This window comes from Streptomyces sp. NPDC002889 (assembly GCF_042888425.1).
Classification (GTDB): Bacteria; Actinomycetota; Actinomycetes; order Streptomycetales; family Streptomycetaceae; genus Streptomyces.
The window spans coordinates 183,700-210,460 of sequence record NZ_JBIAPT010000005.1; the positions used below are offsets into that span (position 1 = coordinate 183,700).

Below are 26,761 nucleotides of genomic sequence, written 5' to 3' on the forward strand. Positions count from 1 at the left end.
TGACAATGACCCTGACCTGCGGTTTTACGGACCGCGGCGGATGTGCAGATGGGCGTCGTTCGGGAACGGCGGGCGGGGCGGGAGAGTCGTCCTGTAGGCGAATCCGCATTTCTGGGCCACGCGGCACGAGGCGGTGTTGTCCACCTGGTGCAGCAGTTCGAGATATTCAAGATCGCCGGTACAGTGGTCGAAGGCCCATTCGATGAGCGCCTCGAGCGCGCGGGGGGCGACACCCCTGCCGCGGGCCGTTGCCGCGGTCCAGTAGCCGACCTCGGCGCCCGGCAAGCCCGCTTCGGGCCTCTTCAGCGCGACGTTGGCGACGAGCGGGCCCTCGCCTCCGTCACCCCGCTCCTCGAAGACGGCGAAGCCGAGATACGTGCCGGTCCGCCAACCCCGCTGCCGTATCTCCAGCCAGCGCAGCCCGTCTTCGTCACCGGCCACCGGCATCCTGGTGTAGCGGCGCAGGTCGCGATCGCGGTAGACGGTGACGAGCGCGGGCAGGTCCCGCTCGAGCCAGGGGCGAAGCAGCAGAGCCGGGGCGGAGGATGTGGCAGGCGCGCGCAGTTGGGTGATCACCGCTACTCCCCCGTATACCCGTGCGTAACTCATCTGGATCGACAGGCTATCCGCACAAAGCCCATGGCATATGACGAAGGCACCACCGGATCGAGTGTTGCCAAATGCCTTACGGCCCCTCGCTCCCTGTGCAACAGTCGTAACCGGTCCCCCTTGTCGGGACTTGGCCGTGGCAGCGCCTGTATCGGAGTACGACATGCCGTCCCATGTGTTCGCGGACCGTCCCGCCCAGCCGCCCGAGCGCGGCACGGTCGATGAGCTGATCTCTCAGACGCGTCGGCTGCGCGGAGACGTCGACACCATCCGCCGGGATGCCGTGATCGCGGAGGACGACCCGCACGGCCGGTGGCAGCGAGCACTGTGTGATCTGGCGGTCCATCATCTCGACGACCTCGGCACGCACTTGGGGCAGCTCAAGGAAGGGCTGTCACAGGAGGGCGAAGTCCTCGACCCGGAGCTCGCCGAGCACGAGGCGGACTCCGTCACCGCGGCCACAGGCTCGCTCCTCAGCCGGGTCGGCAGCGCCGAGTGGAACCTCCTCACCGACGAGGTGAGTTGGTCGGACGAGCTGTACCAGATCCTCGGGCGCGATACGAAGAACGGTCCCATGTCCCTTGACGAGCTGCCGTCCATGGTGTTCACCGAGGACCAGCCGCTGCTCACCGCACTGGTGACGGACTGTCTGGTGGACGGACGCCCCATCGACGGCGAGTTCCGGATGGTGCGTGCCGACGGACGGGTCCGCACGGTGCACATGATGGGCGAGCCTGTTCTGGACGCGGACGGGTCCACCGCATCGATGTGGGCGGTCCTCCGGGATGTCAGCGAGCTCCGCCGCAGTCAGCGGACCGTGCGTGAGACACGTGACTCGGTTCGGCGCCGGCAGCACATGGAGGAGACCGAGCGCCGGCTCGCCGTGGAGATGCAGGAAGCCGTACTGCCTCCCTGGCGCTGCTCGCTGCGGTTCCCGTCGAACGGCCCCACCGCGCTGGATGTCGCCGCGCACTATCTTCCCTCGCCCAACGGAGCACTGATCGGCGGGAACTGGCACGACGCTCTGCAACTGCCGACCGGGGAATCCCTGTTGAGCGTCGGCGACCTGACCGGCCACGGAGTGGCCGCAACCTCGGCGATGGCGACGCTGCTGGGGGCACTGCGCGGTATGGCCGTGGCCGGCATCCGGCCAGGACAGCTGATGGAGCATCTCAACCAGCTGCTCGAGACCTCGTCGCAGCCCGCCCTCGGCAGCGCGGTGTGCTGCCGGTACGACCCGGTGGCCCGCTCCCTGTCCTGGGCGCAGGCAGGACACCCCGCCCCGGTGCTGTTCCGCAACGGGACGGGGCGTGCGCTCTCCACGCCCGACGGTGTGCTGCTGGGAGCAACCACCGGCGCGACGTACGAGCAGGCCGAGCTGAAGATGCTGCCCGGCGATCTGCTGGTCCTGCACACGGACGGACTGACACGCAGGGGCGCGACCACCGACGACGACACGGACCGGCTGACGGCACTGGCACCACGCTTCGCCAAGGCCCGTGATGCGCAGGAATGCGTACGCGTGGTCGTCGAGGAGTTCGGAGAGAACGGCCGCGAGGACGACGCCTGTGTGATGGTGGCAAGGATCAGCTCGTAACGTTCCGGACCCAGGGTCGTCGTCCAGGAAGGCGATGGCCCGCGTGCATGCGCGTACGAGTAACGGCTCGCCGTCGGCGACGCTCTAGAGCCCGGCGGTCCTCAGCTTCCTCGACGGGCTGGTGGGCAGCGCGAGCTGGATCTCCTCCCTGAGGTCCTGGATCTTCGCGTATCCCGCGTACTGACCCGTCAGCCGGTACATCTCCCGCAGCCTGTCCCAGGTGCGGTGCGAGGAGGTCTCCCCCATCGACACCAGCGCCAGCCTGGCGTAACGGTCGGCCTGTTCGGGGTCGTCGGCGATGAAGCATGCCGAGGCCAGTGAGATGTAGTCGAAGATCTTCGAGCGCTGACGTCCGCCTTCACGCAGCTCCAGTGCCTGTTTGGCATGCCGCTGTGCGATGCTCGCGGCGCCCGGCTCGTGGTCGGCGAGGGTGCGGTAGGCCAGTGCCTGCATTCCGTGCATATCCGCCTCGTCGAACATCTGCATCCAACTCGGCGGCGGTACATCACCCTTGTCGGACACGAACAGCTCCTCGGCCTCGCCGAGCGTGCGGCGCATCGCCTGTCCGTGACCCATGGACGCCTGTGCCCAGGCCTCGATGGTGTGCAGCATGGCCCGGGTGCGCGGCAGGGTCTGGTGCCCGGAACCGGACTTGGCGAGTTTCATCAGGTCCAGGGCATCGTCTGGACGGCCCAGGTGCACCATCTGACGGGCAGCCCGGGACAGCGCTTCGCCGGCGCGTGGACGGTCGCCGCCTTCGCGGGCCGCATGAGCGGCGATGACGAAATACTTCTGGGCGGTGGGTTCGAGGCCGACGTCGTGGGACATCCAGCCCGCGAGGACGGCGAGATTGGCGGCGACGCCCCACAGGCGCCGCTGGAGATGATCGGGGTGACGGTAGGCGAGCATGCCGCCCACTTCGTTGAGCTGCCCCACGACCGCTTTGCGCTGGAGCCCGCCGCCGCGTGAGGCGTCCCAGGCACGGAACACCTCGACCGAACGCTCCAGTGCGTCGATCTCCTGCGAACCGATGGGGGCTGCCTCGTAGCGGTCGTATCCAGCGGGGTCGGCGTGCAGGGAGTCGGTGAGCCGGGGAGCGCCCGGGGCGGTAGCCGGATCGGTCTTGAGCCAGTCGTACATGGCGCTGCTGAGTGCTGAGCCCGCGGCAAGCGCTGCGCCCGCGCCCACCAAGCCGCGTCGGTTGAGCATGAGGTCCATTCCCGTGAATTCGGTGAGGACCGCCGCCGTCCGGTCGGGCGCCCACGGCAGACCGTCAGGGTTGCCAGCTCCCTGGACGGCCTGTCGTTTGCCCGCGCGCCCGTTCCGTACGAACCCGAGGTCCTCGATGGTCACGACACGACCGAGTCGCTCGGTGAACAGAGCTGCCAGCACTCTGGGGACGGGATCGCGCGGGGTCTCCCCCATGTCGATCCAACGCCGTACCCGCGAGGTGTCGGTCGCCAGTTGGGGGTGGCCCATGGCCGCCGCCTGCCGGTTCACGAGTCTTGCGAGTTCGCCCTTGGACCAGCCGGCCAGGCCGAACAGGTCGCTCAGGCGGGTGTTGGGTTCTCCGCTCACGTCAAGCCCCCAGGTTCTCGGCTGAGTTGACAGTAGCCCGGTGGCAGATGCGTTGGGACTATTCGCCAGGGTTCGCCAGGGTTCGCCAGATGGTCCGCAACCCGCGGCCGGGTGTCAGGTAGGAATGCGCCACCTCGCCCCGGCAGCCGGGCGCATTCCCCAGGGTGTTGTCCGGTTGCCTGGGCGGGGCTGCGCACGCAAATAGTCGGCACACGAAGGGATCTGTCTCTCCCATGTACACAGCATCGTCCTCCGTGTCCGCCCCGCCCCGGCCGCAGCGCTCCGCCGTTCCGGCCGGTACCGGACCGTATCTCGACCCCACGCAGGCCGGCCGGGCACGCAGGCCGGCCGGGGCGGTCGCCCAGCCCCTCAGCGGGAGAATCGACTTGTCCGGTCCTCAGGGCGCACAGCTGCGCAAAGCTGTTGCGTCGGTGCACCGGATCTGCCCGGAGTTCAACCCGGTGCAGGTACTGCGCCGCAGCGGACGTTCGGTACTGATCGTCGGAACCACCGGGCGTACCACCGCGGTCGCCAAGTGCTTACTGGATCACTCCCCCGTATGGGTTGAGCACTTCAGGCAGGAAATAGCTTCCTACCGCGCGTTCGTGCGGCACCGCCCGCCGGTGCGGGTGCCGAGACTGATCGCCGCGGATCCTGAGAACTGCACCTTGGTGATCGAGCGGATGCCGGGCCGTGCCGCGGCGCTCGCCCGGCATCCCGCCGAGGCTCCGCCCCGGGCGGACGTACGGGCCGTGCTCGGCGCGATCGCCCGACTGAACGCCTGGCGGCCGCCGGCCGGAATGTTCGACGCCCCGCTCGACTACGGATCGCGGATCTCGCGCTACCACGAGCTGGGGCTCTTCACCGACCGCGACCTCGGGGACCTGCAGAAGCTGCTGCACGGTCTGACCTACGCGGGCGGCCGCCAGGGCATGGGACAGTTCTGTCACGGCGATGCCCTGCTCTCCAACGTCCTGCTGTCGCCGACCGGTCCGGTGCTGGTCGACTGGGAGCACGCGGGCTGGTATCTGCCCGGGTACGACCTGGCGACGCTGTGGGCGGTGCTGGGGGACGCGCCGGTGGCACGCCGTCAGATCAGCCAGCTGGCGCAGCAGGCCGGGCCGGCCGCACGGGACGCGTTCCTGGTGAATCTGATGCTCGTACTGACCAGGGAGATCCGTACGTACGAGACTGCTGTGCAGCGCGCGATGCGTGAGGCCCCGCCCGCGGGTGTCGGTCAGGCGCACCCGGTCGGGGTGCCGGCCGGGGAAGAACAGCGGCTGCTGCTCCGGCGGCTGCACGACGACTGCGCAATGGCCCGGCGGGCCGTGCGTGCGGCGGTCGGCACTCGCTGACCGACCGCCACAGAGGGGGAAGCGCGCTGCGCGCCCGGTGCCGACACACCGGGCGCGCAGCGCACTGTGCGTGAGCCCTCGAACGCGCTCCGGCAGAGAGGCGGTGGTCGGCGAGCACGGGGCTCGTCATGCCGGTGACGACGGTCAGGGCCGGATGCCGGGGCGGGGACGTCGTCGGCCGTTGTGACGGCGGCGCCCAGCACGCCGGTGCCGCCGATGCTGCGCACCGTCACCTTCCACGCGCCCGGGGCGCATGCGGCACGGACAGCGCCGACGACGGCGCCCGGAAACCGCTCCGGCCCGACCGTATGGCAATGGCTCTCATCGCCCAGCCGATCGACGGTCTCGTCGGCAACTCACCGGTTGTCGACATTCAAAGCGCCCAGGATGTGACGGGGCAGGCTTCACGCCGTCATCGTGACCCACTGCCATCCTTCGACGCGTGGTCAGGTCGTGGCCGGTGTGGCCGACCCGTCACGCCACCAGGCGCGGCACCAGGCATGAAGGACCTCCGGCGGGCGTTCCTGCGCCGTGCATTCCGCTGCCGACCGGATGGAACGGGCGCACATACCGCACGCGGCCGGGCCTTCTCCCGTGTGGAAATTCCGCCGCGCCCTGACCCGGACATTGGTCCAGGCCACTGACGCGCCGCAGGCCTGCGCGACATGCCCGCGAAACTCCGTGGCACGCGCGCTGACGTGCAAAGACCTTGCTGTGAAGCATGATTGACGGATCGTCCGGGAGCCGATACCCCTAGTCGTTGTCCGGCCCCGCAAGCCCTTCGCGCACCACCTGTCACTGGAGGCTGCATTGCAAGGATCCGACCCCGCACGGCGATCGAGCTCCCGCCGACGCCGGCTCAAGGCCGCAGGCGCCGTGGCGTGCGCCGCCCTGTTGCTGCCACTGGTCTCGGCAGGCTCGTCCGCCACCGCGCCGCAGCCATCGACCGGCGCGCTGCAGAACCACTTCGCGTCGGCGGCCGCCGAGTACCACGTACCGCCGGGCCTTCTGCTCGCCGTGTCCTACCTGCAGTCCCGCTGGGACACGCACGGCGGCGCGGCGAGTGTCACCGGCGGCTACGGTCCCATGCATCTGACGGATGCCAGGACCGCGCTCGCCGAGGCGCCCCACCATGGGCACGGCGCCGAGGATGCCCGCGGCGACGAGGCACGCGCGCCGCGTACGGTCACCGAGGCCGCGTCCGAACTACCTCCGCGGCTAAGGACACTGGACCGGGCGGCCGAGGTGTCGGGGATCGGTGCCGCGCAGCTGCGGGACACCCCGGCCGCCAATGTGCGCGGTGGTGCGGCGCTGCTCGCCGCGGCCCAGCGGGAGCTGGGCCGGCCGCTGAGCGACGACCCGGCGCAGTGGTACGGCGCGGTCGCGCGCTTCTCAGGTGCCGACGACGTGGCGACCGCGACGACATACGCCAATGACGTCTTCGATGTACTGCGCACGGGCGAGTCGCGCACCACGGATGTCGGCCAGCAGGTGGTGCTTCCCGCCGTCCCCGATGTGGCACCCGACCGGACGCAGGTGGCCGGGCTCGGGCTGCGTACCGCCGATGCGACGCGGACGGAGTGTCCGCCGACGGTGGCCTGCGAGTGGATCCCGGCACCGTACGAGGAGTTCGGCGAGGGCGACTACGGCAACCACGACAAGGGGAACCGGCCCGACGCGCAGTCGGTGGACTACATCATCGTGCATGACACCGAGGCGTCCTGGGACACCACCTTGAAGCTGGTGCAGGACCCGACCTATGTGTCATGGCAGTACTCGCTGCGCTCTTCGGACGGGCACATCGCCCAGCATGTACCGCTGAAGGATGTGGCCTGGCACGCCGGGAACTGGTTCGTCAACGCCAAGTCGGTGGGGCTGGAACACGAGGGATTCCTGGTGTCACCGGATGCCTGGTACACGGAGGCGATGTACCGCACGTCCGCCCGGCTCGTACGGTATCTCGCCCAGCGCTTCGACATCCCGCTGGATCGTCAGCACATCCTCGGCCACGACAACGTGCCCGGTACGACGACGGCGACGATCCGCGGGATGCACACCGACCCGGGGCCGTACTGGGACTGGGCGCACTACTTCCGACTTCTCGGCAGGCCGTTCACGCCGACCGCCGGACCGGACGCCCCGGTGATCACCGTCCGGCCCGACTACGCACGCCACCAGCCCCTGTACACGGGCTGCGTGACGGCAGGTCAGGCGTGTGTGCCGCACGGTTCTGGTGCGGTGCGGCTGCACACCGAGCCGAGCGACAGCGCCCCGCTGATCAAGGACATCGGGCTGCGGCCGGGTGGGCAGGATTCGACGACCGGGGTCAACGACACCGGGGCGCGCGCCTCGACGGGACAGCAGTTCGCGGTGGCCGGGCGCCAGGGTGACTGGACGGCGATCTGGTACCTGGGCCAGAAGGCGTGGTTCCACAATCCGCGTACGCGGCCGACCGCGGTGGGCGCGCGGGAGTGGGTGCTGACGCCGAAGGAGGGTGTCGCCGAGGTGGCGGTGTACGGGCGGGCCTACCCGGAGGCCTCGGCCTATCCGGCGGGCGTGCCGGTGCAGGCGGTCTCGCCGCTGCCGTACAAGCTGCTCGCGGGCCAGCGGTATGTGGTCGGAGACCGTACGCCTGGTGAGTACCTGTATGCGACGACCTTCGACACCGCCGGGCACCAGGTGGTGCGGGGCAAGGAGACGTATTACGAAATCCAGTTCGGGCACCGCGTGGCGTTTGTGAAGGAGTCCGACGTGCGCGTGCTTCATTCCGTCCTCCAACGGAATTAGCCCTGAGAAGGAACGACATCACGCCGACCGCTGCGCCGGTTCCACGCCGTCGCAGCCAGGCGTGGAATCCGTCGGCGCTGTCGGCCTTGTTTGCGATGACGTGGCCAGGGCTGCAGCGCTGTCGGCCATGGCTGACGCGGGGCAGCTTTCCCTCATGGAATGCCTGAAGTCAATACGGGGCATGACCCAGATACGCATGATCACCGCAGGTGGGCCGCTGGGTGGCCGTCTGTTTCTCGAGCGACCACCTATGGAACAGCGTCCCGGGCAGCGTTTATGGCGGATGCCACTACGCGAGGTCAGGAGGTCCGGGCGTGGTGGTCCAGCAAGCGGGTGAGCAACTGCACGAACTGGTCGCGTTCGGCCGGACTCAACGGCGCGAGCAGTTCGTCGTGGAGGTCGTCCAGGACCTTGTCGAGGCGGCGTAGGTGACGGCGGCCTTGGGGGGAGATCGTGATGATGTTGCGGCGCCGGTCGTCGGGATCCGGCGCTCGCTCGACGAGGTCACGCTCGGCCAGTTCGTTGAGCACGCCGACCATGTCGCTGCGGTAGATGCCGGTGCGCCCGCTCAGCGCCGCTTGGCTCCCCGGCCCGAAATCCTGCAGTGAGGCGAGCACGGCGTAGTGCCACTTGCGGGCGTCGACCTGGGCCAGCCCCTCGTTTATCAGCCGGTCCGACCGCGCGGACAGCTGCGACAACAGTCGGCTCGCCCGTCGACGCAGCCTGTCGGGCGTCTTGGGCGCGCCGTCGTCGGGCATGTCCGCGGCTTCGGCTCTGCTCATGGCGCCCATCCTACTCGTTGCGTTAGTTCGACTAACGATGTACGTTCACTTGTGCCGAAAACGTTAGTGCGACGAACGTTTATCGAGTGAACTCCAAGAAAGGAAGATCTTGCCCACCAAGACACTGCAGATCCCCACCACGGACGGCCAGGCCGACGCCTTCGCCACCTTCCCCGACCACGGCGAGCGGCACCCAGGAGTGCTGATGTACGCGGACGGCTTCGGCATCCGGCCCGTGCTGCGGGAGATGGCCCGCGAACTGGCCGGGCACGGGTACTACGTGCTCGTCCCCAACCTCTTCTACCGGCACGGCCCGGCACCGGTGATCGAACTTCCCGAGCACATCGGAGAAGAGGTCCGGCCCGCGGTCTTCGCCCAGCTGATGCCCTTGATCGAGGCGCACACCGCCGAACGTGTCCTGAGCGACGCCGACGCCTACCTCAGGTTCCTCACCACCCAGCCCGAGGTCGGCGCCGGACCGGTCGCGGTGACCGGCTACTGCATAGGCGGCCTCCTGGCGATGCGCACCGCCGCGGCCCACCCCGGCCAGGTGGCCGCCGTCGCCGGATTCCACGGCCCCGTGGGCGCCGACGGGCCCGACAGCCTGCATCGCCTCCTCTCCACGCTCACCGCCCAGGTCCACCTCGGCCACGCCGAAACCGACATGACGCCCGAGGCCCTCGGCGAGCTCAACCAGGCCCTGGATGCCGCAGGTGTCGACTACACCTCCGAGATCTACCCCGGCACCATCCACGGCTTCACCATGTCCGACACCGACGCCTTCAACTCCGCCGCACTGCAGCGCCACTGGGACCGTCTGCTCCCCCTCCTCGGCCGCACCCTGGCCAACAGCTGAGGCTCCGGCTCGGAAACCAAGCCTGAATTACACGGCTCCGCAGCCCGTAGCCCACACGCGAGTTGCAACGCAGCGGCCAGGACCTGGTGATCGTGGTCATGCGCCGCAATCGCGTGTACCTGGTGACAGCTTCCTTAACGCCGAGCCAGCACCGCGGCCGCGGGATCCGGCTCGACCCCATTGGAGATCTCGTTGACGGCGTGCAGGGTGCACGCCGGCGCGAGCTGGGCGGCCGCATCCTGCGCAAGGGCAGTGGTGGCGGCGCCGGACCAGCGCCCGAATTGTTCAGCGGGCATGAAGGAGTCCTCCTGTGAGACAGGGGCAGGCGGCCTGGCCGTAGCCGTCCGGGGCGGGTGGGCCGTCGCCGCGCAGCGGGTGGTGACGACGTACCGGCCGAAGGAGTCCTTCAGCTTCGGCTCGTTGCCGGAGGCGGGCCCGAAGCCGCGCCACCACTCCACCCATACGCCGTGAGGGGTGGTGCCGGACTCGTCCTTGTCCGACAGCAGGGCCGGCAGCCGCTCGCGGTGGGCCTCGCTGAGCTGGTCGCCCGGTCGCAGACGGCTCGTCAGCGCGCTGGGGGGCCGGTGAGACGGGCCAACAGCAGGGCGATGTCGTCGCTGCGGCGCGGTGCCCGCTGGACCCCGGCAAGGAGCTCGTCGGCCAGGACCTCGAGGTCGGCCGTCGCGGCTCCTGCCAACCTTGCTAGAAAAGCTTCGACGGCCACGCCGATGTCTCCCCCCGCGGCTTCCAGGAGCCCGTCGGTGGTGACCGCCAGCACGCTGCCGGGGAGGACGGGTATCCGCTCGGTCGGGTACTGGGCCTGTGGGTCGACACCGAGCGGGAGGCCGCCGGCGATGTCGAGGAGGCGCGGCGGCTCACCTGGCGCGATCAGGGCAGGTGCCAGATGGCCCGCTGTGCAGGCCTCGAGGGTCCCCTCGGCAGGGCGGATCAGCAGATAGCAGCACGTGGCGAGCATCGCCCGGTCCGGGTCCGGGTCGAACTCGACCAGCAGCCGATTCGTCCGTGCCAGCACGGCCGCCGGACCGTGACCCTCGCATGCATAGGCATGAATGGCCGTGCGCAGCTTGCCCATCAGGGAGGCCGCGTGCACGCTGTGGCCTTGGACGTCTCCGATCACCAGTGCCACCGCGCCGTCGGGAAGGCAGATGGCGTCGTACCAGTCACCGCCGATCCACATGCCCGACGTGGCCGCCTGGTAGCGCGCAGCAATCGTCAAACCGGGTGCCGACAGCGGGCCCGGGGGCAGGATTCCGCGCTGCAGTTCCGTGGCCAGAGCGTGCTGCGACTCGTACATCCCCGCCCGCTCCAAGGACTGGGCGAGCAGTCCGGCGAGGGCGGCCAGCAGCGCCTGCTCCTCGGGACCGAACTCCTGGGGTGAAGGGAATCCCATCAGGCAGACCCCGATCGGCCCCCGGGAATCCGCCATGGGAATCGCCGCCCACGCCCGGCGGCGAGAACCTTCGGCGGCCTGCTGTGCCGGCTGCAGGTACGCGGCGGCCAGGTCGGTGACGGAGGCGACGAACACCGGAGCATCGCGCCCAAGGGCGTCCTGCAACAGAGAGCCCGCGCCGGTGTCCGCATCGCAGACGGCGGCCAGCTCCTCGTCGTGAAAGCCGCAGGAGGCCACGACCGACAGCCCATCACGCTGGGACGCCACCACGGCGAGCCCGCTCGCGCCAAAGTCCTGCAGCCCCACCTCCGTGGCCGCCATGATGTCCTTCACCGTCACGGCCGCCGCCAACGCGGCGGTGAGCTGCTGCATCCGGCGATTGCGCGTCGCCCCTTCGTAGAGCCGTCGCTTCTCGGCTTCCTGACGCTCATGTGCGGCCGTGGTGTCCATCACCACCCCGACCATTCTTGTCGGCACTCCCGCCGCATCGGCGAGCACACGCCCGCGGGCCTCCAGCGAGCGCCAGACGCCCTCACCCGCCGCGATCCGGTAGGCGATCTGGTAGTTGCCACCGGCCTCCGCCATCGACTGCAGCGCATCGACGAACTCGGGCAGATCGGATTCCGGGATCCTCGACAGGAAGCTGTCGAGATGAGGAGGGCTGCCCTCGGGCAGGCCGTGGAGATGAAAGGTGGGCGGATCGCAGTTGATCTCTCCGGTGGCGACGTCCCAGCAGAAGAACCCGGCCTGGACCGGGCCGGCGCTCGGCTGGAACAGGGAGTTCGACGAATGGTGGTCCGTGCCGGTGTCCCTGGCGCCGGGCTCGTCCGTCCGCCGGGCGGGGGAGGGCAGCGCGGAAGTGGTGCCCCCTGCACTGCCCTTGAGGCCGCTCGGCCAGGACTGGAATCCGACCTCTGTCACCGGTCACTCCCCGCTGTTGGCAACGACGTCTCGTGAGAGCTGTTTGACGAGGTACCAGCCTAGAACCACGATGCCCGTCATGCGGAGACGCGATCAGCCGGGCACCTGAAAGGGTGATCCGGTCGAAGAAACCGGACCTTCTCGCCAAGCGCGCGCCATGCGTGCGGAACATGTGGACGGTGGGAGTTGGCATCGGTGCCGGCGTTTTCTCTTCGCCAAGGCGCCGGTGCCGCGCCGGCGGCGCCGCACCGAGGGAAGGGACGTCAACACGGTGACGAACAACGGCGGGAGTGAGGGCGCGGGCCAGTTTGTGCCGGTGCCTCCTCACGCCGGGGTTGTGCTTCCACTCTGGACCCGATCACCGGTTCGCGCTCTGATAATCGTACCGAGCGACCGGTCAGGGGGACGGTGCGCCCGAGTCTTCGCCACCGAGATCCGCATGAAGTCAGCCGGACAAGGAGCGCGCGCCATGCAAGAATTCTCGTTCGACCTCCCCTTCCCTTCACGGATCAGTCGGGCCGTTGAATCCGCAGCGGCTCACCACATCGCCTGGATTCAAGAGCACGGACTGCTGAGCCGAGGATCCCTCCGCGAGTACTACCGATGGGATGTGCCGGGTGTCGCTGCCCGCTTCTGGCCACATGCGACTGGAGCAGACCTGGAGTTCGGGATGGATATCGCAGGTTGGTTCCTCTTGGTGGATGACCAGTTCGATGGGCCGCTGGGAATACAGCCCCACAGGGTCGCACAGATCATCCAACAACTCATCGATATCGTGTACTCACCTCCCGGAGCGGTGCCGAAGGAGAATCTCACCCCCGCGGCAAGCGGGCTGGCGTCGATATGGTCTCGTCAGGTCTACGGGATGTCGGTCTCGTGGCAGCAGCGGTCGGCCCGGAACTGGGAAGACTTCCTCAACGCCTACACCAGCGAGACCATCAACCGTCAAAGCGGAATCGTTCCCGACATCGAGACATACCTCAGCCTGCGCCACAAGGCAGGGCTGGAAAATGTACTGATCGACTGTGCCGAACGCATCGGTCATTACGAATTGCCTGAAGCCGTCTTTTCCATGCCGGAAATCCAGAAGATACACAATGCGACGGTCCAGGTCGTCAACATCATTCAGGACGCGTTCTCGGTGGCCAAGGAAGAAGCCAGAGGAGACTTCCACAACCTGGTGCTCGTACTTCAGCACCATCGGCACTGTTCACGGCAGGAAGCCCTCGCGGAGACCCGGTCGATAGTACGCCGTCACACCGACGAATTCCTGCACCTCAAATCGCAGCTCCCGGCACTTTTCGATGCCGCTGCCCTTCCCCTGCCCGACCGCGAAAACGCCTACGTATTCGTCGATGACCTCCAGGCGCAGATGAGAGCCTGCCACGACTGGTGCCGCACCTCCAACCGCTACTCCCGAGTGATCCGCGCGCGGCCTGAGCAGCCCACCTACCTCGAGGAAATGCACATGCAAGGACTCGGATGACGCGGAGCTTGCGCGGGGTGAAGCCGGCCCCGCCGGGCCGAGCCTCCGCCAGGCCGCGGGCGTGTCGGCAACGGTCTTCACCAGGGCCCGCGAACCGCACCTCCGGCATCTCTCGTTGGACAGCCGTGCGGTCGTGATGTTCCCCGAAGAGGCGGCGGCCGGCCCAACAACCGGCACCCACCTTGTCCGCTTGTGCGACTAATCGGCTGGATGCGTGGCCCACATGGACGACGGGTAGGGCTCGCCCGTCCCTGACCGGTCCGCGGCGTGCTGCGCGGATGTTCACCGAAAGGCCCTGGCGCACATGTCTCAGCCCTTCGTACTGCCGGATTTCTACGTCCCGTATCCGGCGCGGCTCAACCCCCACGTGGAGGAGGCACGACGCCACACCAGGACATGGGCGCGCGGGATGGGGATGTTGGAGGGTTCCGGCATCTGGGAGGAGAGCGATCTCGAGGCCCACGACTACGCCCTGCTGTGCGCGTACACCCATCCCGACTGTGATGCCGAGGCCCTCAGTCTGGTCACCGACTGGTATGTGTGGGTCTTCTTCTTCGACGACCACTTCCTGGAGATCTTCAAGCGCACCCAGGACCGTGCGGGTGGCAAGGCGTATCTGGACCGGCTGACCGCGTTCATGCCGATGGACCTCTCCCAGGGGACCCCGAAGCCGACCAACCAGGTCGAGGCGGGGCTCGCGGATCTGTGGGCGCGGACCGTGCCGAGTATGTCGTCCGCCTGGCGGGCGAGGTTCGCCGAAGCCACCGAGAACCTGCTGCACGAGTCGATGTGGGAGCTGTCCAACATCAACGAGGGTCGGATCGCCAACCCGCTCGAGTACATCGAGATGCGCCGCAAGGTCGGGGGCGCGCCCTGGTCGGCCGGACTCGTGGAGTACGCGGCGGGCGCCGAGGTCCCGGAGCGGGTCGCGCACTCCCGGCCGCTGCGGGTCCTGCGGGACTCCTTCTCCGACGGTGTGCATCTGCGCAACGACCTCTTCTCGTACCAGCGGGAGGTCGAGGACGAGGGCGAGCTCAGCAATGGCGTGTTGGTGCTGGAGACATTCCTCGGCTGTACGACCCAGGAGGCGGCCGAAGCCGTCAACGACCTGCTGACCTCGCGGGTCCAGCAGTTCGAGAACACCGCGCTCACCGAGGTGCCTGCCCTGTGTGTGGAGAAGGGGCTGCAACCGACGGAGTGCGCGGCGATCGCCGCCTACACCAAGGGACTTCAGGACTGGCAGTCCGGCGGCCACGAGTGGCACATGCGCTCCAGCCGATATATGAACAAGGATGTGGACACCGGGCCGTCGCTGTCCAGCGGCCTGCTGGGCACCTCGGCACTCGACATCAAGACGCTCTTCGGCCGCCCGGCAGCCGCACGGCAGCGCAGTCTCATGCACAAGCCACAGCAGGTGGGGCCTTCGTGGCTACCGGACTTCGATCTGCCGTTCACGCTGTCGCTCAGCCCGCATCTGGAGGACGCGCGCAGGAAGTCCCTCGCATGGGCCGGCCGTATGGGCCTGCTGAACGACATCTGGGACGAACCCAAGCTGGCCGGCTTCGACTTCGCGCTCTGCTCGGCCGGACTCGACCCGGACGCCACCCCCGAGGAACTGGAGCTCAGCGCGGAGTGGCTGACCTGGGGGACGTACGCAGACGACTACTACCCCCTGGCTTTCGGGCGGCCGCGCGATCTCGCAGGAGCCAAGCTGTGCAACGAACGGCTGCGGGCCTGCATGCCGGTCGACGCGCCGGAAACCGGTGCGGCGGTCGCGGTCGCCCCGATGGAGTGCGGACTCGCCGACCTGTGGGCGCGCACCGCGGGGCCGATGTCCCACGAGGCCCGGCAGTCCTTGCGCACGGCGGTGGACGTCATGCTGGAGAGCTGGCTGTGGGAACTGCACAACCAGGCACAGCACCGCGTCCCCGACCCGGTCGACTACATCGAGATGCGACGGACGACCTTCGGCTCCGAACTCACGATGAGCCTTGCCCGGCTGCGGCGGGAAGGACAGCTCTCACCCGCGATCTACGCCAGCGGCCCGGTGCGCAGACTGGAGAACGCCGCCATGGACTACGCGTGCCTCGTGAACGACTTCTTCTCCTACCAGAAGGAGATCGAGTTCGAGGGCGAGGTGCACAACGCGGTGCTGGTGGTGCAGTCGTTCTTCGGCTGCGACCGCGCGACGGCAGCGGCGATCACCGACGACCTCATGCGGTCCCGACTGCGCCAGTTCCTGTATGTGAAGGAGCATGAACTCCCTCTGTTATACGAGGACTTCGGGCTGGACACGCAGGGGAGGGCAGCGCTCGACGCCTATGTGAGCGAGCTGGAGGACTGGCTCGCCGGCATCCTGAACTGGCACCGGTGTGTCCGCCGCTACCGCGAGGAGGATCTCCGGGCCGGTGCGGCCCCCTGGCGACTGGGCGCCCCCACGGGGCTCGGCACATCTGCGGCCCGGCCGCCGTCGCTGCCTTCGGCCCGGTCCATGGCATTCGTCGGGTAGCTTCGCGCCCACCTCGATGACTGCATGACAAAACTGCCCGGGCGTGGCGGCCCGATCAGTGGTGGCGGGAGGCGGTGGCCTCCTGCGGGACTCAGCCCTGCTGGAACAGCTCCGCGGGCAGCGGCTTGAGCAGCGCGTACAGATCGTCCGTGATCGGCCGGTCCCAGCTGGCGATCGTCACGAGCACATTGTCGCTGCGGTCGAACTGGACGCAGGAGACACGGCTTTCGGAGAGCTTGACGCGCCGCACGATCAGCAGATTGTCCCCCTGCATCACCGGCGTGTCCTCGGTGCCGACCACCTGCACCGGCTCGTCGTTCCCCAGCGCCAGCAGCAGCTGGGCGACCTCGAACGGGATCTCTCCGTCCTCGACCTCACGGGCGGGCGAGCCCTCCGGAAGATTGCCGATGATCATCGCCGGGCCGCGGCCGCCGAAGAGGTCGTAGCGAAGGAAGACTCCCTGGCAGCTGCCGTCGGGGGCGGGCAGCAGGCCGGCGCCAAGATTGCCCGGCCAGTCGCCCGGGTCCATGGCCAGGACGTCGAAGTCCGGGCCCGCGGGAGTGGCGGCGCTGCGGCGGCGGAGGAAGGACATACGGCAATGGTACGTGCCCGGGCGGGCTCGGCCGAGTCGGGGCTCGGGGCCGGGACGTTGAACACGACGGCCCCCTTCCCCGTATCTGTGGGGACACCGGCACGAGTGAGGACAGGAGCGGAGGACACGAGCCAGGGGCAGCGTCCCCCGCGAGGATTTCCGTACCGACACGTGAGGATCAGCCCATGAATGACCCCATCAGTCCTCCCCTGCAAGCGCTCCCGGACGGCGAGGCGGAACTCCGTCTGGTGGTCCGTCTGCAGTGGGAGGACGTTGCCGCGCTGGGTCAGGAGGCCGGCCGACTGGCCGCTCAGATGCAGCGGCCAGTCACTCTCGACGAAGCTGCCGGGCACCGATTGCGCAGCCGGTCGGCCGTCCACGCCAGGCCTGCGCCCGAGCGCAGTCAGCAGCTGCCGCCGGCGTCCTCGCCGTCCGTGTCGTCCGTGTCGTCGTCCGCGACGTCGTCGACGGTCTCGTCCCTGACCGCCCGCAGCCCCGGTGAGCACGCCCGCCAGGCGATAGACAAGATCAACGGGTCGCCGGGCGGCCTCGGGCATCCGCCGACCCAGACGACCGCCTGATCCGGACGTCGGCCCGTCGCGGTCCTGCGGCCGGCGCAGCGCCGCATCGGGCGGTCGTCCACCGTCCCCGGTGCTCCCTCCTTCGCCGATGGGAGAGAGCACCGGGGACGGCCGGGCAAAGGCGCTCCGGGTGACTGGCGGGTCGGGCGACCTGTTGCTCTTGGCGGCACTCCTCCCGCCTACCGGGAGACCCGGCCGGAGGACCCGCGGCCGCAGCGGGCCCCGGGGTGCGCCGCAGCGGATGTCGGCAGCGCCGGATGTCCACGCCCGCTGTGCCGGAGGAGTAGGTCGTGCCGCAGGATCGGCCGCGGCCTTGGGCGACATCACCCGCGCCAGGCGGCATCGCCGGCGCCGGCTCAGTGGCCCGGGCACCATCCGTATCCGGCCGTGATCGTCGACCGGCCGGGCGATGCGGCGCCGGCCAACGGTGCCTGCGATGTGCTGACACCGGGCATGGGCACCGAGCTGTCGACAGGGCAGGGCAGCACGGCACCTCTGCTGCTGCACCCACGGGCCTCCCATGGTGAAGCCGGACAAGCGGGCCTGGCCGGTGATCCACAGGCTGCACCGGCAGTCGGTGCGACATCCGAACGAACGCCGACGGCGACGGTCACCGAGCTGCCCGGGCTGTGCCGCTCGCCGAGCTGCGCCTCGAGCGGGCGAGCCCGCAGCGGCGACCGGGCGAAGAAAGCAGGTACGGCGGCCGCAGGTCCCGCACGTCGGCGATGCGCTGCTCGTCCGCCGTCAACCGCCGACGCCGAGGACGGCTCGGTCCACGAGCGCCCCGTGAGGGGCCGGGTCCGGGTCACCGGCCGCGTCAGCCGCATGCTCACGGCCCCCGCCGGTGACCCTGGCGGCATCCTGGAGATCCTCCCCGCCGTGTCCGTCGTGGCGGACGGTGAGGGCGAGATCGAGTACCGGGGCATGAACCCGCAGAGCCTGACCGCACCTGGTATCGCCGCCAGCAGCCATGACCCACCGGGCTCCCTGCCGCCCGGCCGGGGCGGCCTCAGGTGAGGTCGAACTCCCCGTCGCGCGCGTTGAGTACGAAGGCGCGCCACTCGGCCGGGGTGAAGATCAGAGAGGGATTCTCCGGCCGGCGGCCGTTGCGCATCGCGATGAATCCCTCCACGAAGGCGATCTGGACGTCTCCCACTCCCTGACTGCTCGACTGCCAATCGGCACTGCTGAGGTCCAGCTCCGGCTTGTCCCAGCCCGAAAACAACTGCGTGGTAGTGGTGGTGGTGCTCTCGGCCACGTCCCTGCTCCTCCCGCATCGTCTCGCGGATCAGCCTAGCGATCGACCCGGGTAACGGACAGGTCGCGGGCGGCCCCGGCGAGGCGCACGGTCACGATCACGGTCAACGGGTGGGCGGCTCGGCACCGACCAGCCACATGGAGAAGAACTGCGCCCCGCCGCCGTACGCATGGCCGAGCGCCCTGCGAGCTCCCTGGACCTGGTGCTCGCCCGCCTGTCCTCGTACCTGGAGGGCTGCCTCGGCGAAGCGGATCATGCCGGACGCGCCGATGGGATTGGTCGACAGCACGCCGCCCGACGGGTTCACGGGCAGATCGCCGTCGAGTTCGGTCACGCCCGATTCGGTGAGCTTCCAGCCCTCGCCCTCGGCGGCGAAGCCCAGGTTCTCCAGCCACATCGGCTCGTACCAGGAGAACGGCACATACATCTCCACGGCGTCGATCTCGCGGCGCGGATCGGTGACGCCCGCCTGGTGGTAGACGTCCGCCGCGCAGTCCTTGCCTGCCTGCGGGGACACGAAGTCCTTGCCTGCGAACAGGGTGGGCTCGCTGCGCATCGCACCGCCGTGCAGCCAGGCCGGGGTGTGCGGCGAACGCGCCGCGCCCGTACGGTCGGTGAGGACCATCGCGCAGGCTCCGTCGGACGAGGGGCAGGTCTCGGAGTAGCGGATCGGATCCCAGAGCATGGGCGATGCCTGAACCTTCTCCAGGGTGATGCCGTGCTCGTGCAGATGGGCGTACGGGTTCTTCAGCGCGTTGCGCCGGTCCTTGTACGCGACGAGGGAGCCGACCGTGTCGGGGGCGCCGGTGCGGCGCATATAGGCCCGTACGTGCGGGGCGAAGAAGCCGCCCGCCCCCGCCAGTAGCGGCTGCTGGAACGGGATCGGCAGGGACAGGCCCCACATCGCGTTGGACTCCGACTGCTTCTCGAAGGCGAGGGTGAGCACGGTGCGGTGTATCCGGGAGGCAACGAGGTTCGCGGCGACCAGCGCGGTGGAGCCGCCGACCGAGCCCGCGGTGTGGACGCGCAGCATGGGTTTGCCGACGGCGCCGAGCGCGTCGGCGAGATACAGCTCGGGCATCATCAGGCCTTCGAAGAAGTCGGGGGCCTTGCCGATGACGACCGCGTCGATGTCCGTCCAGGTCAGCTGGGCATCGTCCAGGGCGCGGTGGGCGCCCTCGCGGACCAGGCCGGCGAGCGACACGTCCCGGCGGGCGGCGACGTGCTTGGTCTGGCCGATGCCGACGACGGCCACGGGCTCCTTAGACATGCGCCTCTCCTTCGTGTTCTCCTTCGCCTTCGTGTTCTCCTTCGCGCCTGCCATCGCCCTCGAGGACGGCGACCAGGTTCTGCTGCAGACAGGGTCCGGAGGTGGCATGGGCGAGCGCGCGGTCGGACGCGCCGCGATGGATACGGGCCGCGGCCTCGCCGAGTCGGATGAGTCCCGCCGCCATCACCGGATTGGCGGCGAGCGCTCCGCCGGACGGGTTGACCCTCACGCTGTCGTCGAGGTCGAGGGCTCTGCGCAGCACGACTTCCTGGGAGCTGAAGGGGGCGTGCAGTTCGGCGGTGTCCACCGGCCGTTCGAAGGCCCCCGCACCCTCGGCGGCGAGCCTCGTCGACGGCGAGTCGGTCAGGTCGCGCACACCGAGACTGTGGGCCTCGATACGATGGTCCATGCCGCGGATCCAGGCAGGACGTTCGCACAGTGCACGCGCCCGGTCGCCGGCCGCGAGGATCACAGCGGCCGCACCGTCGCCGACCGGCGGGCAGTCGGCGGTGCGCAGCGGCCGCACGACGTACTCGCCCCTCGCGACTCGTCCCTTCAGTTGAGCGTGCGGGTTCGCCGCCGCGTCCGCACGGCTGCGTGCGGCGACGGCGGCCAGCTCCGGCTCGTCGGTGCCGCCCGCGTCGATCAGCGCCTGGGCCTGGAGGGCGGCCAGTGCGATGGAGTCGGGCCAGAGCGGGGCGACGTAGTACGGGTCGAGCTGGCGGGTCAGCACATCACGTACCTCGCCGGGCGACGACTTCCCGTAGGCGTAGACGAGCGCGGTGTCGGCCTCGCCTGTCAGCAGCTTCACCCACGCCTCGTACAGCGCCCATGCGCCGTCCATCTCCACATGCGACTCGGAGATCGGCGGCCAGGCCCCGACGCCGTCGAGTGCCATGGTGAAGGAGAAGGCCCGTCCGGCAAGATAGTCGCTGGACCCCGAGCAGGTGAAGCCGATGTCGCTGGTCTGCAGCCCGGTCCGGGTGAGGACCTGGTGGAGGACCGGCATCACCATCTCCACCTCGGAGAGCTCGTCGGTGCGGCGCCGGTGGTCGGTCTGCGCGAAGGCAACGATCGCCACGTCTCGCATCAGAGCAGCTCCTTGTAGGTGTCGTAGTCGGCGTCGGCCTCGCCGGTGGGCCGGTAGTGGTCGGGGTGGCGCGCCCCCTCGGTCCACACCGGTTCGACGCGCAGACCCATGCGCACCTGGTCGTACGGGATGCCGCCGATGCGTCCGTGCAGGGCGAGGTCGGCGCCGTCGAGTGCGATGTGCGCGTAGACGTACGGCACTTCGATGTCCAGATTCCTGGCTTTGATGTTGACGATGCAGTACGTGGTGACCGTGCCGCGCGGGCCGACCTCGACCTCGTCGGTCGTGGCGACGCCGCAGGTGGGGCAGGCGCCGCGCGGTGGGACGTACACCTTGTGGCAGGACGGGCAGCGCTCACCGACGGTCCTGTGGTCGGCGAGTGCGCTCAGATGCGCGCTCTGGGCGCGGCCGGGCGAGTAGGTGTAGTCGAGCCGCGCCGGGGCGACGATGCCGGTGACGGGGTCGGCGAAGTGGCCGCCGTGGCGGCGGGCGGGGCCGGCGGCCTCGCTCTCGTACGGCTCGAAGCAGGCGATGTCCGTGATCGCGCCGGTGCGTTCGCCGGCCCATCGGATGCGGACGCGCATCCCGGTGCGCACATCGTCGGGGCCGGGTGCGTCGAGGACGTGCAGGAGTGAGGTGTCGGCGCCGTCGAGCCGCACCAGCACCCAGGCGAAGGGGGTGGCGAGTGGCTGGTCGCGGCGCGGGTGCGGGTTCCAGGCCCAGGTGGTGACGGTACCCGTGGCGGCGACCTCGACCAGGTCCCGCAGTTCCTCGGCGGTGGCGGGGTCGTACTCGACGGGTGGGACGAGCACCTCACCGTCGCCGGTGCGCACGCCGAGCACGGTCCGCTCGCGCAACCCGGTGAGGAAGGCGCTCTGCACCGGACCGAGCGAGCGGGTGAAGGGGAACTCGACGACGAGGGGTGCGCTGAGGACTTCGGACATCGGGCGGACTCTCCTTCTCACGCGCGCCGGTAGACGGGGGGCCGCTTCTCGGCGAAGGCGCGGGCGCCTTCCTTGGCGTCGGCCGTGTCGAAGACCGGCCAGCCGCGTTTCAGCTCGGCGGCGAGGCCCTCGGTCTCGGTCATGTCGGCGCTCTCGTACACGGATGCCTTGACCGCCTCGACGGCGAGCGGGCCGCAGGCATTGATCTGTTCGCCGATCGCCAGTGCCGCCTCCAGGGCGGTGCCGTCGGGGACGACATGCCCTACCAGCCCGATGCGCCGGGCCTCCTCCGCGCTGTAGGGGCGGCCGGTGAGCAGCATCTCCAGGGCGTGGGTGCGCGGGATCTGGCGGGGCAGCCGTACGGTGGAGCCGCCGATCGGGAAGAGCCCGCGGCGCACCTCGAACAGTCCGAAGGTGGCGCTCCGCGCGGCGACGCGGATGTCGGTTCCTTGCAGGATCTCGGTGCCTCCGGCGACGCAGTACCCTTCGACCGCAGCGATGACCGGCTTGCGGGGGCGGTGGTGGCGCAGCATCGCCTTCCAGTGCAGATCGGGGTCCGCCGCCATCCGGTCCCGGTACTGCTGCCCCTGCATGCCGTCGCCCGCGAGGGCCTTCAGGTCCATGCCGGCGCAGAAGGAGCCTCCTGCCCCGGTCAGCACGACGGAGCGGATGCTGTCGTCCCGGTCGGCGGCCAGCCAGCCGTCGTAGAGGCCGACGAGCATCGCGAGGGAGAGCGCGTTCTTGGCCTCGGGCCTGTTCAGGGTGAGCACCAGCGTGGCGCCTTCGCGCCGCACGGTGAGGTGTTCGGTACCACCGTCTCGTCGTTCGGTACGACCATCTCGTCCCATGTGCGGATCTCCCCTGTGCGGACACACCCCTGTGGTGACCTAGAACAGGTTGCAGTAGGTGAGGATGCAGTTCAATAGTTTTCTGACACATAGTCAGATTTCTTCGTGAGGGCCCTTCCAAGTCGTGCGCCGCGGCGCTCTAATGACGGCCGAGTCGAAGTTCGCCGGGGTCAGGAGGAGCGGTGGAGTACAACCTTGCCGACCTGTTCGAATCGGTCGTCGATGTGGTCCCGGAGCGCGAGGCGCTGCTGTACATCGACCATCCCGGAACCGGCGCGGAACGACGGCTCACCTACGCGGAACTGGACGCGGCGGCCAACCGCCTCGCACACCACCTGCTCGAGTCGGGACTGCGGCCCGGGGAGCATCTGGGCCTGCATCTCTACAACGGGGTCGAGTATCTGCAGACTGTGCTCGGCGCACTCAAGGCCCGCATCGTGCCGGTGAACGTCAACTACCGGTACGTGGAAGAGGAGCTGGTCTATCTCTATCGGGACGCCGACCTCGCGGCGCTTGTCTTCGACGCCGAGTTCACCGGCCGCGTGGCGGCAGCGCTGCCGCGCGCCGAGAAGCTCCGCCATCTCGTACGGGTCGGCACACCGCCCGAAGGCACGCCGGAGTTGGACGCCGCCTCCTTCACCGATGCCGAGGCCGCGGCGTCACCGCAGCGCGGTTTCGCTCCGCGCTCGGCCGACGACCAGTTCATCATCTACACCGGGGGCACCACGGGCATGCCCAAGGGAGTCATGTGGCGCCAGGAGGATCTCTTCTTCTCCGGTCTCGGCGGTGGCGCACCCACCGGCGAACCGGTCTCCTCGCCCGCCGAGCTTGCCGAGCGGGTGGCGGCCGGAGGCGACGGCATCACCTTCTTCCCCACCCCCCCGCTGATGCACGGCACTTCGACGCTGACGGCGTTCATCGGCTTCAACTTCGGCCAGCGGATCGTCATCCATCGCAAGTTCGTCCCGCAGGAGGTACTGCGCACCATCGAGCGGGAGCGGGTCACCAGCGTGTCGCTGGTCGGCGACGCCATGCTGCGGCCGCTGATCGACGCACTGAACGGTCCGCTGAAGGGCTGTGACCTCTCGTCGGTGTTCACCGTCTCAAGCTCCGGGGCGATCATGTCGGAGACGGTGCGGGCCCAGTTCAGCGCGCTGGCCCCGCATGTGATGCTGCTGAACAACTTCGGCTCGTCCGAGTCCGGCTTCAACGGCACCGCTACCGAGGACTCCGGGCCGGACAACGGGTTCCGCCTCCGGGTCAACTCCCGTACCGCGGTGGTGGACCCGGCGACGTACGCGCCGGTGAAGCCGGGCGAGCCCGGGCGCATCGCCCAGTGCGGGCATGTGCCGCTCGGCTACTACAACGACCCCGGCAAGACGGCCGAGACCTTCTTCCGGCGCGACGGCCAGCGGTGGGTGCTGCTCGGTGACATGGCCACGATGGACGAAGAGGGCATCGTCACCGTCCTCGGGCGAGGCTCGCAGTGCATCAACACCGGGGGCGAGAAGGTGTACCCGGAGGAGGTGGAGCAGGCGCTCAAGGCCCACCCCGATGTGTACGACGCGCTGGTGGCGGGGGTGCCCGACGCCACATGGGGCAACCATGTGGCGGCCGTCGTACAGGTGCGGCAGGGAGCGCCCGCGCCGACGCTGGACGACATCCGGTCGCACTGCCGCAGCCGGCTCGCCGGCTACAAGATCCCACGGCAGCTGGTGATCACGCCGGAAATACAGCGCTCGCCGAGCGGCAAGGCGGACTACCGGTGGGCCCGGTCGATCGCGGCGGACGCGGCGGCGGAGTCCTGAGCACCCTGGGAACGCGCCGGTCGCGCGTATCCCCCTCTGCCGAACGGCGCAGCGGGGGTGACGCGTGGGCGAGGCGCCTCGCGCCCGCGGCTCAGCTGCCGTCGTCGGCGAGGATCTGCTCGCCGTTGAAGATGCCGAGCCGCTCCCGGTAGAGCTCCAGCGGAACGCCGTTGGGGTCGCGGAAGTACAGGCTGTCCTCCACTCCCCGGTCCGGGCCCAGATACTCCAGGCCCGCGTCGTCGAGCGCCTCGCGCGCCGCGTCGAACTCCCGCGCCTCCACCGACAGCGCGATGTGCTGCACCCCGCCGATCGTCTCGGTGACGGGCGGGTGGTCATGGCCGGGGAAATCGAAGAAGCCGAGCAGATTGCCGTTGCCGAGGTCGAAGAAGAAGTGCGTGGAACCCTGGTAGTCGCGGTTCTCGACGATCTCCACCAGGGGGAAGCCCAGGAACTCCTGGTAGAAGCGGATGGTCTCCTCCACATCTCGGCAGATGAAGGCCACGTGGTGGATGCCGCGCGTGGTGCTACGGGGCCGGTCGGCGTGCGCTCGCAGATAGCGTCGCTTCAGCTCCTCCCTGCGGGCGCGGACTGCCTCGAGTTCGGCTCCCTCGGGCTGCGGCATCGCGGTCTCCTTCACGGCGGTTGATTGCGGGATTCAACTTCTATCCCGCATCTTCCCCCGAACGGGGCGACTCACGTGAACAGGAACTCGGCAATCGTCCGTATGAACCACTACGAATCGTCCAGCCAGCGGAAATGGCCACCGTCGGGCCGCACCACGCTCTGGCCCGTCCGGAACGGCGCGGCCACCCCGGCAGCCCGCCCGGGGTCCGGCTCACCGGCCGGCTCACCGGCCGGCACCGGCCCATCCAGAGCCGGCCGGCGCGGCGCGGGTGGCCGGCGGCTCGTACAGCTGCCGGTGGGCGCTCAGCCCGCCCGGATCGCCCAGGTAGGCGGAGGTGCGCGGACCGCCCGGCAGACGGATCAGCGGCGCCCCCTCCCCCTTGAGGTGATACGCGAGCTCGGCCCCCGTCAAGTGCTCTGAACGTCCCCATGCAGCGATCTTCACCGGCCGTGTGCCGTCGTGGCAACGGGCTTACGCCTACAGCGCGGGCGAGCGGCCACGAGTCCAGTGCGACTGGCGTCTTCTCACAGAGTGGTGACGAGTCCTGCACCCGCGGGTGCTCGGATTCCCCTGGTCAGCAACAGGGCGAGTACGGCAATCAGTGAGCAGCCGGTCATGCCGAGGAACAGGGGGACGGCGGTGTGCTTGCCGCCGATTCCCATCAGTGGAGCGACAACGGCGCCGAGAGTGCTCTGCAGCGTACCCAGCACGGCCGATCCGGTGCCGGCTGCCTGCGGCACCCGCTCCACGGCGAGTGCCGTGGCGGTGGCGAAGACCTGCCCGAGCCCCAGGAAGCCGAGGCCGACAAGCCCGAGCGCCCAGAGGCGGTTGAGCTGACCTGTCAGAGTGATCAGCAGGGCGAGTGCACTGGAGACCAGCAGGACGGCCAGCCCGACACGCAGCAGCACACCGGGGTGAACGCTGCGGACGAGGCGGGTGGCGGCCGCACTCGACAGCGTGGCGGCGAGGGCGCCCACGGAGAAGGTGAGGGATGCCTGGCCGACGCTGAAGCCCAGGACGTTCTGGAGCAGGAAGGGCGAGGCGGAGATGTAGCAGAAGAGGGTGCCGCTCGCGAAGGAGAAGGCGAGGGTATAGCCGAGGTAGGCACGGTCGGTGAGGACGGAAGTGATCGCCTTGAGCGTCCCGGCGCCTCCCGGGTGGCGACGCTCGGACGAGAGACTCTCCGGGACCGCGACCATCGCCGCGATGAACATCAGCAGGGACGCGCCCGCCAGGACCCAGAACACCCCGCGCCAGCCTCCCGCAGCGTTTACCACGGCGCCGCCGGCCAGTGGGGCGACAATGGGCGCGATCCCGCCGAGCGTCATCAGGACGCCGAATATCCGGGCGGCCGCGGCGCCGGAAGCAATGTCGGCCACCACGGCCCGGCCGACGACGACGCCTGCGGCACCGGCGAAGCCCATCACGAATCGTGCTCCGATCAGTACGCCGATGGAGGGTGCGACGGCACACAGCACGGTCGCTGCGGTGCACAGGGCTGTCCCGAGGAGGATCGGCGTGCGGCGCCCGTGCCGGTCGGAGATCGGGCCGAGCACCAGCTGGCCGGCCGCGAGGCCGAAGAGGAAGGCGGTGAGGGTGAGTTGAATCCCCGAGGCGTCCGTGCGGAGCTCCTCGGACATCGCGGGGAAAGCGGGCAGGTACATGTCCGTGGAGAGCGGAACGACGAAGGACAACAGCGCGAGTACCACCGTGAGCAGGGCAGTTGGCGATGCGGGCGGCGCGTTGCGCTTCGACTGTCCGGCATGCGGTGGTGAGGCGTGAGTGGTCATCACTGCTCCTGAAGGCAGAGGAAGGAAGCAGTACTTATATTTGCATATCTATAAGCATCGTTAC

The 26,761-nt window shown here is 69.3% G+C and carries 23 protein-coding genes and 1 pseudogene; 10 read left to right on the forward strand and 14 right to left on the reverse strand.

Annotated elements, in window-relative coordinates; translation table 11 throughout:
* Positions 1 to 24: 24 nt before the first annotated feature.
* On the reverse strand, positions 25 to 609 hold the full coding sequence (locus ACFYWI_RS09555) for a GNAT family N-acetyltransferase (protein WP_389227828.1): 585 nt from the start codon (positions 607 to 609) through the stop codon (positions 25 to 27).
* A gap of 163 nt (positions 610 to 772) precedes the next feature.
* Here ACFYWI_RS09555 and ACFYWI_RS09560 point away from each other — a divergent pair, with 163 nt between their 5' ends.
* Positions 773 to 2,206: a PP2C family protein-serine/threonine phosphatase gene (locus ACFYWI_RS09560; RefSeq protein ID WP_389228332.1), complete on the forward strand. Its 1,434-nt coding sequence runs from the start codon at positions 773 to 775 to the stop codon at positions 2,204 to 2,206.
* An 84-nt stretch (positions 2,207 to 2,290) separates the two neighbouring features.
* Here ACFYWI_RS09560 and ACFYWI_RS09565 read toward each other — a convergent pair whose 3' ends face one another.
* Positions 2,291 to 3,784: a hypothetical protein gene (locus tag ACFYWI_RS09565; RefSeq protein WP_389227831.1), complete on the reverse strand. Its 1,494-nt coding sequence runs from the start codon at positions 3,782 to 3,784 to the stop codon at positions 2,291 to 2,293.
* 233 nt (positions 3,785 to 4,017) lie between these two features.
* On the opposite strand from ACFYWI_RS09565, the gene ACFYWI_RS09570 reads away from it, so the two are divergent.
* A complete protein-coding gene (locus tag ACFYWI_RS09570; protein ID WP_389227834.1) occupies positions 4,018 to 5,139 on the forward strand; it encodes an aminoglycoside phosphotransferase family protein in 1,122 nt (373 codons plus the stop codon).
* Positions 5,140 to 5,949: 810 nt separating this feature from the next.
* Complete coding sequence (locus ACFYWI_RS09575; protein WP_389227837.1) at positions 5,950 to 7,926, forward strand: N-acetylmuramoyl-L-alanine amidase; 1,977 nt, start codon at positions 5,950 to 5,952, stop codon at positions 7,924 to 7,926.
* Between the two features lie 299 nt (positions 7,927 to 8,225).
* Here ACFYWI_RS09575 and ACFYWI_RS09580 read toward each other — a convergent pair whose 3' ends face one another.
* Positions 8,226 to 8,708 (reverse strand): MarR family winged helix-turn-helix transcriptional regulator, encoded by a 483-nt coding sequence (locus ACFYWI_RS09580; RefSeq protein ID WP_389227840.1) that lies wholly within the window; start codon positions 8,706 to 8,708, stop codon positions 8,226 to 8,228.
* 109 nt (positions 8,709 to 8,817) lie between these two features.
* Here ACFYWI_RS09580 and ACFYWI_RS09585 point away from each other — a divergent pair, with 109 nt between their 5' ends.
* The gene (locus ACFYWI_RS09585; protein ID WP_389227842.1) at positions 8,818 to 9,564 is read left to right on the forward strand and encodes a dienelactone hydrolase family protein; all 747 of its coding nucleotides are present in this window, start codon (positions 8,818 to 8,820) and stop codon (positions 9,562 to 9,564) included.
* A 134-nt stretch (positions 9,565 to 9,698) separates the two neighbouring features.
* Here the strand turns inward: ACFYWI_RS09585 and ACFYWI_RS09590 are convergent, their stop codons facing one another.
* Positions 9,699 to 9,860 carry a hypothetical protein gene (locus ACFYWI_RS09590; protein WP_389227845.1) on the reverse strand — a complete coding sequence of 54 codons (162 nt, stop codon included), beginning with the start codon at positions 9,858 to 9,860 and terminating at the stop codon, positions 9,699 to 9,701.
* On the opposite strand from ACFYWI_RS09590, the gene ACFYWI_RS09595 reads away from it, so the two are divergent.
* Positions 9,859 to 10,035 carry a hypothetical protein gene (locus ACFYWI_RS09595; RefSeq protein ID WP_389227848.1) on the forward strand — a complete coding sequence of 59 codons (177 nt, stop codon included), beginning with the start codon at positions 9,859 to 9,861 and terminating at the stop codon, positions 10,033 to 10,035. The two genes, ACFYWI_RS09590 and ACFYWI_RS09595, sit on opposite strands and share 2 nt — an antisense overlap.
* A 94-nt stretch (positions 10,036 to 10,129) precedes the next feature.
* On the opposite strand, the gene ACFYWI_RS09600 is transcribed toward ACFYWI_RS09595, so the two are convergent.
* Entirely contained in the window at positions 10,130 to 11,896 is a 1,767-nt protein-coding gene (locus ACFYWI_RS09600; RefSeq protein WP_389227850.1) for a SpoIIE family protein phosphatase, read from the reverse strand.
* A 469-nt stretch (positions 11,897 to 12,365) separates the two neighbouring features.
* Here ACFYWI_RS09600 and ACFYWI_RS09605 point away from each other — a divergent pair, with 469 nt between their 5' ends.
* Both ACFYWI_RS09605 and ACFYWI_RS09610 read left to right on the forward strand, forming a co-directional pair.
* Entirely contained in the window at positions 12,366 to 13,382 is a 1,017-nt protein-coding gene (locus ACFYWI_RS09605; RefSeq protein ID WP_389227853.1) for a hypothetical protein, read from the forward strand.
* 304 nt (positions 13,383 to 13,686) lie between these two features.
* On the forward strand, positions 13,687 to 15,891 hold the full coding sequence (locus tag ACFYWI_RS09610; protein ID WP_389227856.1) for a germacradienol/geosmin synthase: 2,205 nt from the start codon (positions 13,687 to 13,689) through the stop codon (positions 15,889 to 15,891).
* Positions 15,892 to 15,982: 91 nt separating this feature from the next.
* Here ACFYWI_RS09610 and ACFYWI_RS09615 read toward each other — a convergent pair whose 3' ends face one another.
* On the reverse strand, positions 15,983 to 16,483 hold the full coding sequence (locus ACFYWI_RS09615) for a hypothetical protein (protein ID WP_389227859.1): 501 nt from the start codon (positions 16,481 to 16,483) through the stop codon (positions 15,983 to 15,985).
* Between the two features lie 185 nt (positions 16,484 to 16,668).
* Between ACFYWI_RS09615 and ACFYWI_RS09620 the strand changes: the two genes are divergently transcribed.
* Positions 16,669 to 17,064: a hypothetical protein gene (locus ACFYWI_RS09620; RefSeq protein ID WP_389227862.1), complete on the forward strand. Its 396-nt coding sequence runs from the start codon at positions 16,669 to 16,671 to the stop codon at positions 17,062 to 17,064.
* 825 nt (positions 17,065 to 17,889) lie between these two features.
* Entirely contained in the window at positions 17,890 to 18,081 is a 192-nt protein-coding gene (locus ACFYWI_RS09625) for a hypothetical protein (protein ID WP_389227864.1), read from the forward strand.
* Here the strand turns inward: ACFYWI_RS09625 and ACFYWI_RS09630 are convergent.
* The 5 genes from ACFYWI_RS09630 to ACFYWI_RS09650 form a co-directional block, all read right to left on the reverse strand.
* Positions 18,074 to 18,322 carry a DUF397 domain-containing protein gene (locus ACFYWI_RS09630; protein WP_389227866.1) on the reverse strand — a complete coding sequence of 83 codons (249 nt, stop codon included), beginning with the start codon at positions 18,320 to 18,322 and terminating at the stop codon, positions 18,074 to 18,076. The genes ACFYWI_RS09625 and ACFYWI_RS09630 overlap by 8 nt on opposite strands.
* Positions 18,323 to 18,425: 103 nt before the next feature.
* Positions 18,426 to 19,592: a thiolase domain-containing protein gene (locus tag ACFYWI_RS09635; RefSeq protein WP_389227869.1), complete on the reverse strand. Its 1,167-nt coding sequence runs from the start codon at positions 19,590 to 19,592 to the stop codon at positions 18,426 to 18,428.
* Positions 19,585 to 20,682 carry a thiolase domain-containing protein gene (locus ACFYWI_RS09640; RefSeq protein ID WP_389227871.1) on the reverse strand — a complete coding sequence of 366 codons (1,098 nt, stop codon included), beginning with the start codon at positions 20,680 to 20,682 and terminating at the stop codon, positions 19,585 to 19,587. Before ACFYWI_RS09640 ends, ACFYWI_RS09635 begins: the two co-directional genes overlap by 8 nt.
* Positions 20,682 to 21,626, reverse strand: a complete 945-nt coding sequence (locus ACFYWI_RS09645; RefSeq protein ID WP_389227874.1) for a Zn-ribbon domain-containing OB-fold protein — start codon at positions 21,624 to 21,626, stop codon at positions 20,682 to 20,684. The genes ACFYWI_RS09640 and ACFYWI_RS09645 overlap by 1 nt, the downstream gene beginning before the upstream one ends.
* A gap of 17 nt (positions 21,627 to 21,643) precedes the next feature.
* Positions 21,644 to 22,474 carry a crotonase/enoyl-CoA hydratase family protein gene (locus ACFYWI_RS09650; RefSeq protein WP_389227877.1) on the reverse strand — a complete coding sequence of 277 codons (831 nt, stop codon included), beginning with the start codon at positions 22,472 to 22,474 and terminating at the stop codon, positions 21,644 to 21,646.
* A 182-nt stretch (positions 22,475 to 22,656) separates the two neighbouring features.
* Between ACFYWI_RS09650 and ACFYWI_RS09655 the strand changes: the two genes are divergently transcribed.
* Positions 22,657 to 24,282, forward strand: a complete 1,626-nt coding sequence (locus tag ACFYWI_RS09655; RefSeq protein WP_389227880.1) for an acyl-CoA synthetase — start codon at positions 22,657 to 22,659, stop codon at positions 24,280 to 24,282.
* A gap of 91 nt (positions 24,283 to 24,373) precedes the next feature.
* Here the strand turns inward: ACFYWI_RS09655 and ACFYWI_RS09660 are convergent, their stop codons facing one another.
* The 3 genes and pseudogenes from ACFYWI_RS09660 to ACFYWI_RS09670 all read right to left on the reverse strand — a co-directional run bounded on the left by ACFYWI_RS09660 (position 24,374) and on the right by ACFYWI_RS09670 (position 26,697).
* Positions 24,374 to 24,904: a VOC family protein gene (locus ACFYWI_RS09660; RefSeq protein WP_389227883.1), complete on the reverse strand. Its 531-nt coding sequence runs from the start codon at positions 24,902 to 24,904 to the stop codon at positions 24,374 to 24,376.
* 288 nt (positions 24,905 to 25,192) lie between these two features.
* Positions 25,193 to 25,337 (reverse strand): annotated as a pseudogene (locus ACFYWI_RS09665) (alpha/beta hydrolase); the annotation flags it as partial.
* Positions 25,338 to 25,431: 94 nt separating this feature from the next.
* Positions 25,432 to 26,697 carry a multidrug effflux MFS transporter gene (locus tag ACFYWI_RS09670; RefSeq protein WP_389227886.1) on the reverse strand — a complete coding sequence of 422 codons (1,266 nt, stop codon included), beginning with the start codon at positions 26,695 to 26,697 and terminating at the stop codon, positions 25,432 to 25,434.
* Positions 26,698 to 26,761 lie beyond the last annotated feature (64 nt).

Excerpts from the sequence above, each read along its gene's own strand:
- ACFYWI_RS09555 (WP_389227828.1), bottom strand. The coding sequence starts at position 609 with ATGAGTTACGCACGGGTATACGGGGGAGTAGCGGTGATCACCCAACTG.
- ACFYWI_RS09560 (WP_389228332.1), top strand. The coding sequence starts at position 773 with ATGCCGTCCCATGTGTTCGCGGACCGTCCCGCCCAGCCGCCCGAGCGC.
- ACFYWI_RS09570 (WP_389227834.1), top strand. The coding sequence starts at position 4,018 with ATGTACACAGCATCGTCCTCCGTGTCCGCCCCGCCCCGGCCGCAGCGC.
- ACFYWI_RS09580 (WP_389227840.1), bottom strand. The coding sequence starts at position 8,708 with ATGAGCAGAGCCGAAGCCGCGGACATGCCCGACGACGGCGCGCCCAAG.
- ACFYWI_RS09595 (WP_389227848.1), top strand. The coding sequence starts at position 9,859 with ATGAAGGAGTCCTCCTGTGAGACAGGGGCAGGCGGCCTGGCCGTAGCC.
- ACFYWI_RS09590 (WP_389227845.1), bottom strand. The coding sequence starts at position 9,860 with ATGCCCGCTGAACAATTCGGGCGCTGGTCCGGCGCCGCCACCACTGCC.
- ACFYWI_RS09605 (WP_389227853.1), top strand. The coding sequence starts at position 12,366 with ATGCAAGAATTCTCGTTCGACCTCCCCTTCCCTTCACGGATCAGTCGG.
- ACFYWI_RS09610 (WP_389227856.1), top strand. The coding sequence starts at position 13,687 with ATGTCTCAGCCCTTCGTACTGCCGGATTTCTACGTCCCGTATCCGGCG.
- ACFYWI_RS09615 (WP_389227859.1), bottom strand. The coding sequence starts at position 16,483 with ATGTCCTTCCTCCGCCGCCGCAGCGCCGCCACTCCCGCGGGCCCGGAC.
- ACFYWI_RS09620 (WP_389227862.1), top strand. The coding sequence starts at position 16,669 with ATGAATGACCCCATCAGTCCTCCCCTGCAAGCGCTCCCGGACGGCGAG.
- ACFYWI_RS09625 (WP_389227864.1), top strand. The coding sequence starts at position 17,890 with ATGCTCACGGCCCCCGCCGGTGACCCTGGCGGCATCCTGGAGATCCTC.
- ACFYWI_RS09635 (WP_389227869.1), bottom strand. The coding sequence starts at position 19,592 with ATGTCTAAGGAGCCCGTGGCCGTCGTCGGCATCGGCCAGACCAAGCAC.
- ACFYWI_RS09640 (WP_389227871.1), bottom strand. The coding sequence starts at position 20,682 with ATGCGAGACGTGGCGATCGTTGCCTTCGCGCAGACCGACCACCGGCGC.
- ACFYWI_RS09645 (WP_389227874.1), bottom strand. The coding sequence starts at position 21,626 with ATGTCCGAAGTCCTCAGCGCACCCCTCGTCGTCGAGTTCCCCTTCACC.
- ACFYWI_RS09650 (WP_389227877.1), bottom strand. The coding sequence starts at position 22,474 with ATGGGACGAGATGGTCGTACCGAACGACGAGACGGTGGTACCGAACAC.
- ACFYWI_RS09660 (WP_389227883.1), bottom strand. The coding sequence starts at position 24,904 with ATGCCGCAGCCCGAGGGAGCCGAACTCGAGGCAGTCCGCGCCCGCAGG.
- ACFYWI_RS09670 (WP_389227886.1), bottom strand. The coding sequence starts at position 26,697 with ATGACCACTCACGCCTCACCACCGCATGCCGGACAGTCGAAGCGCAAC.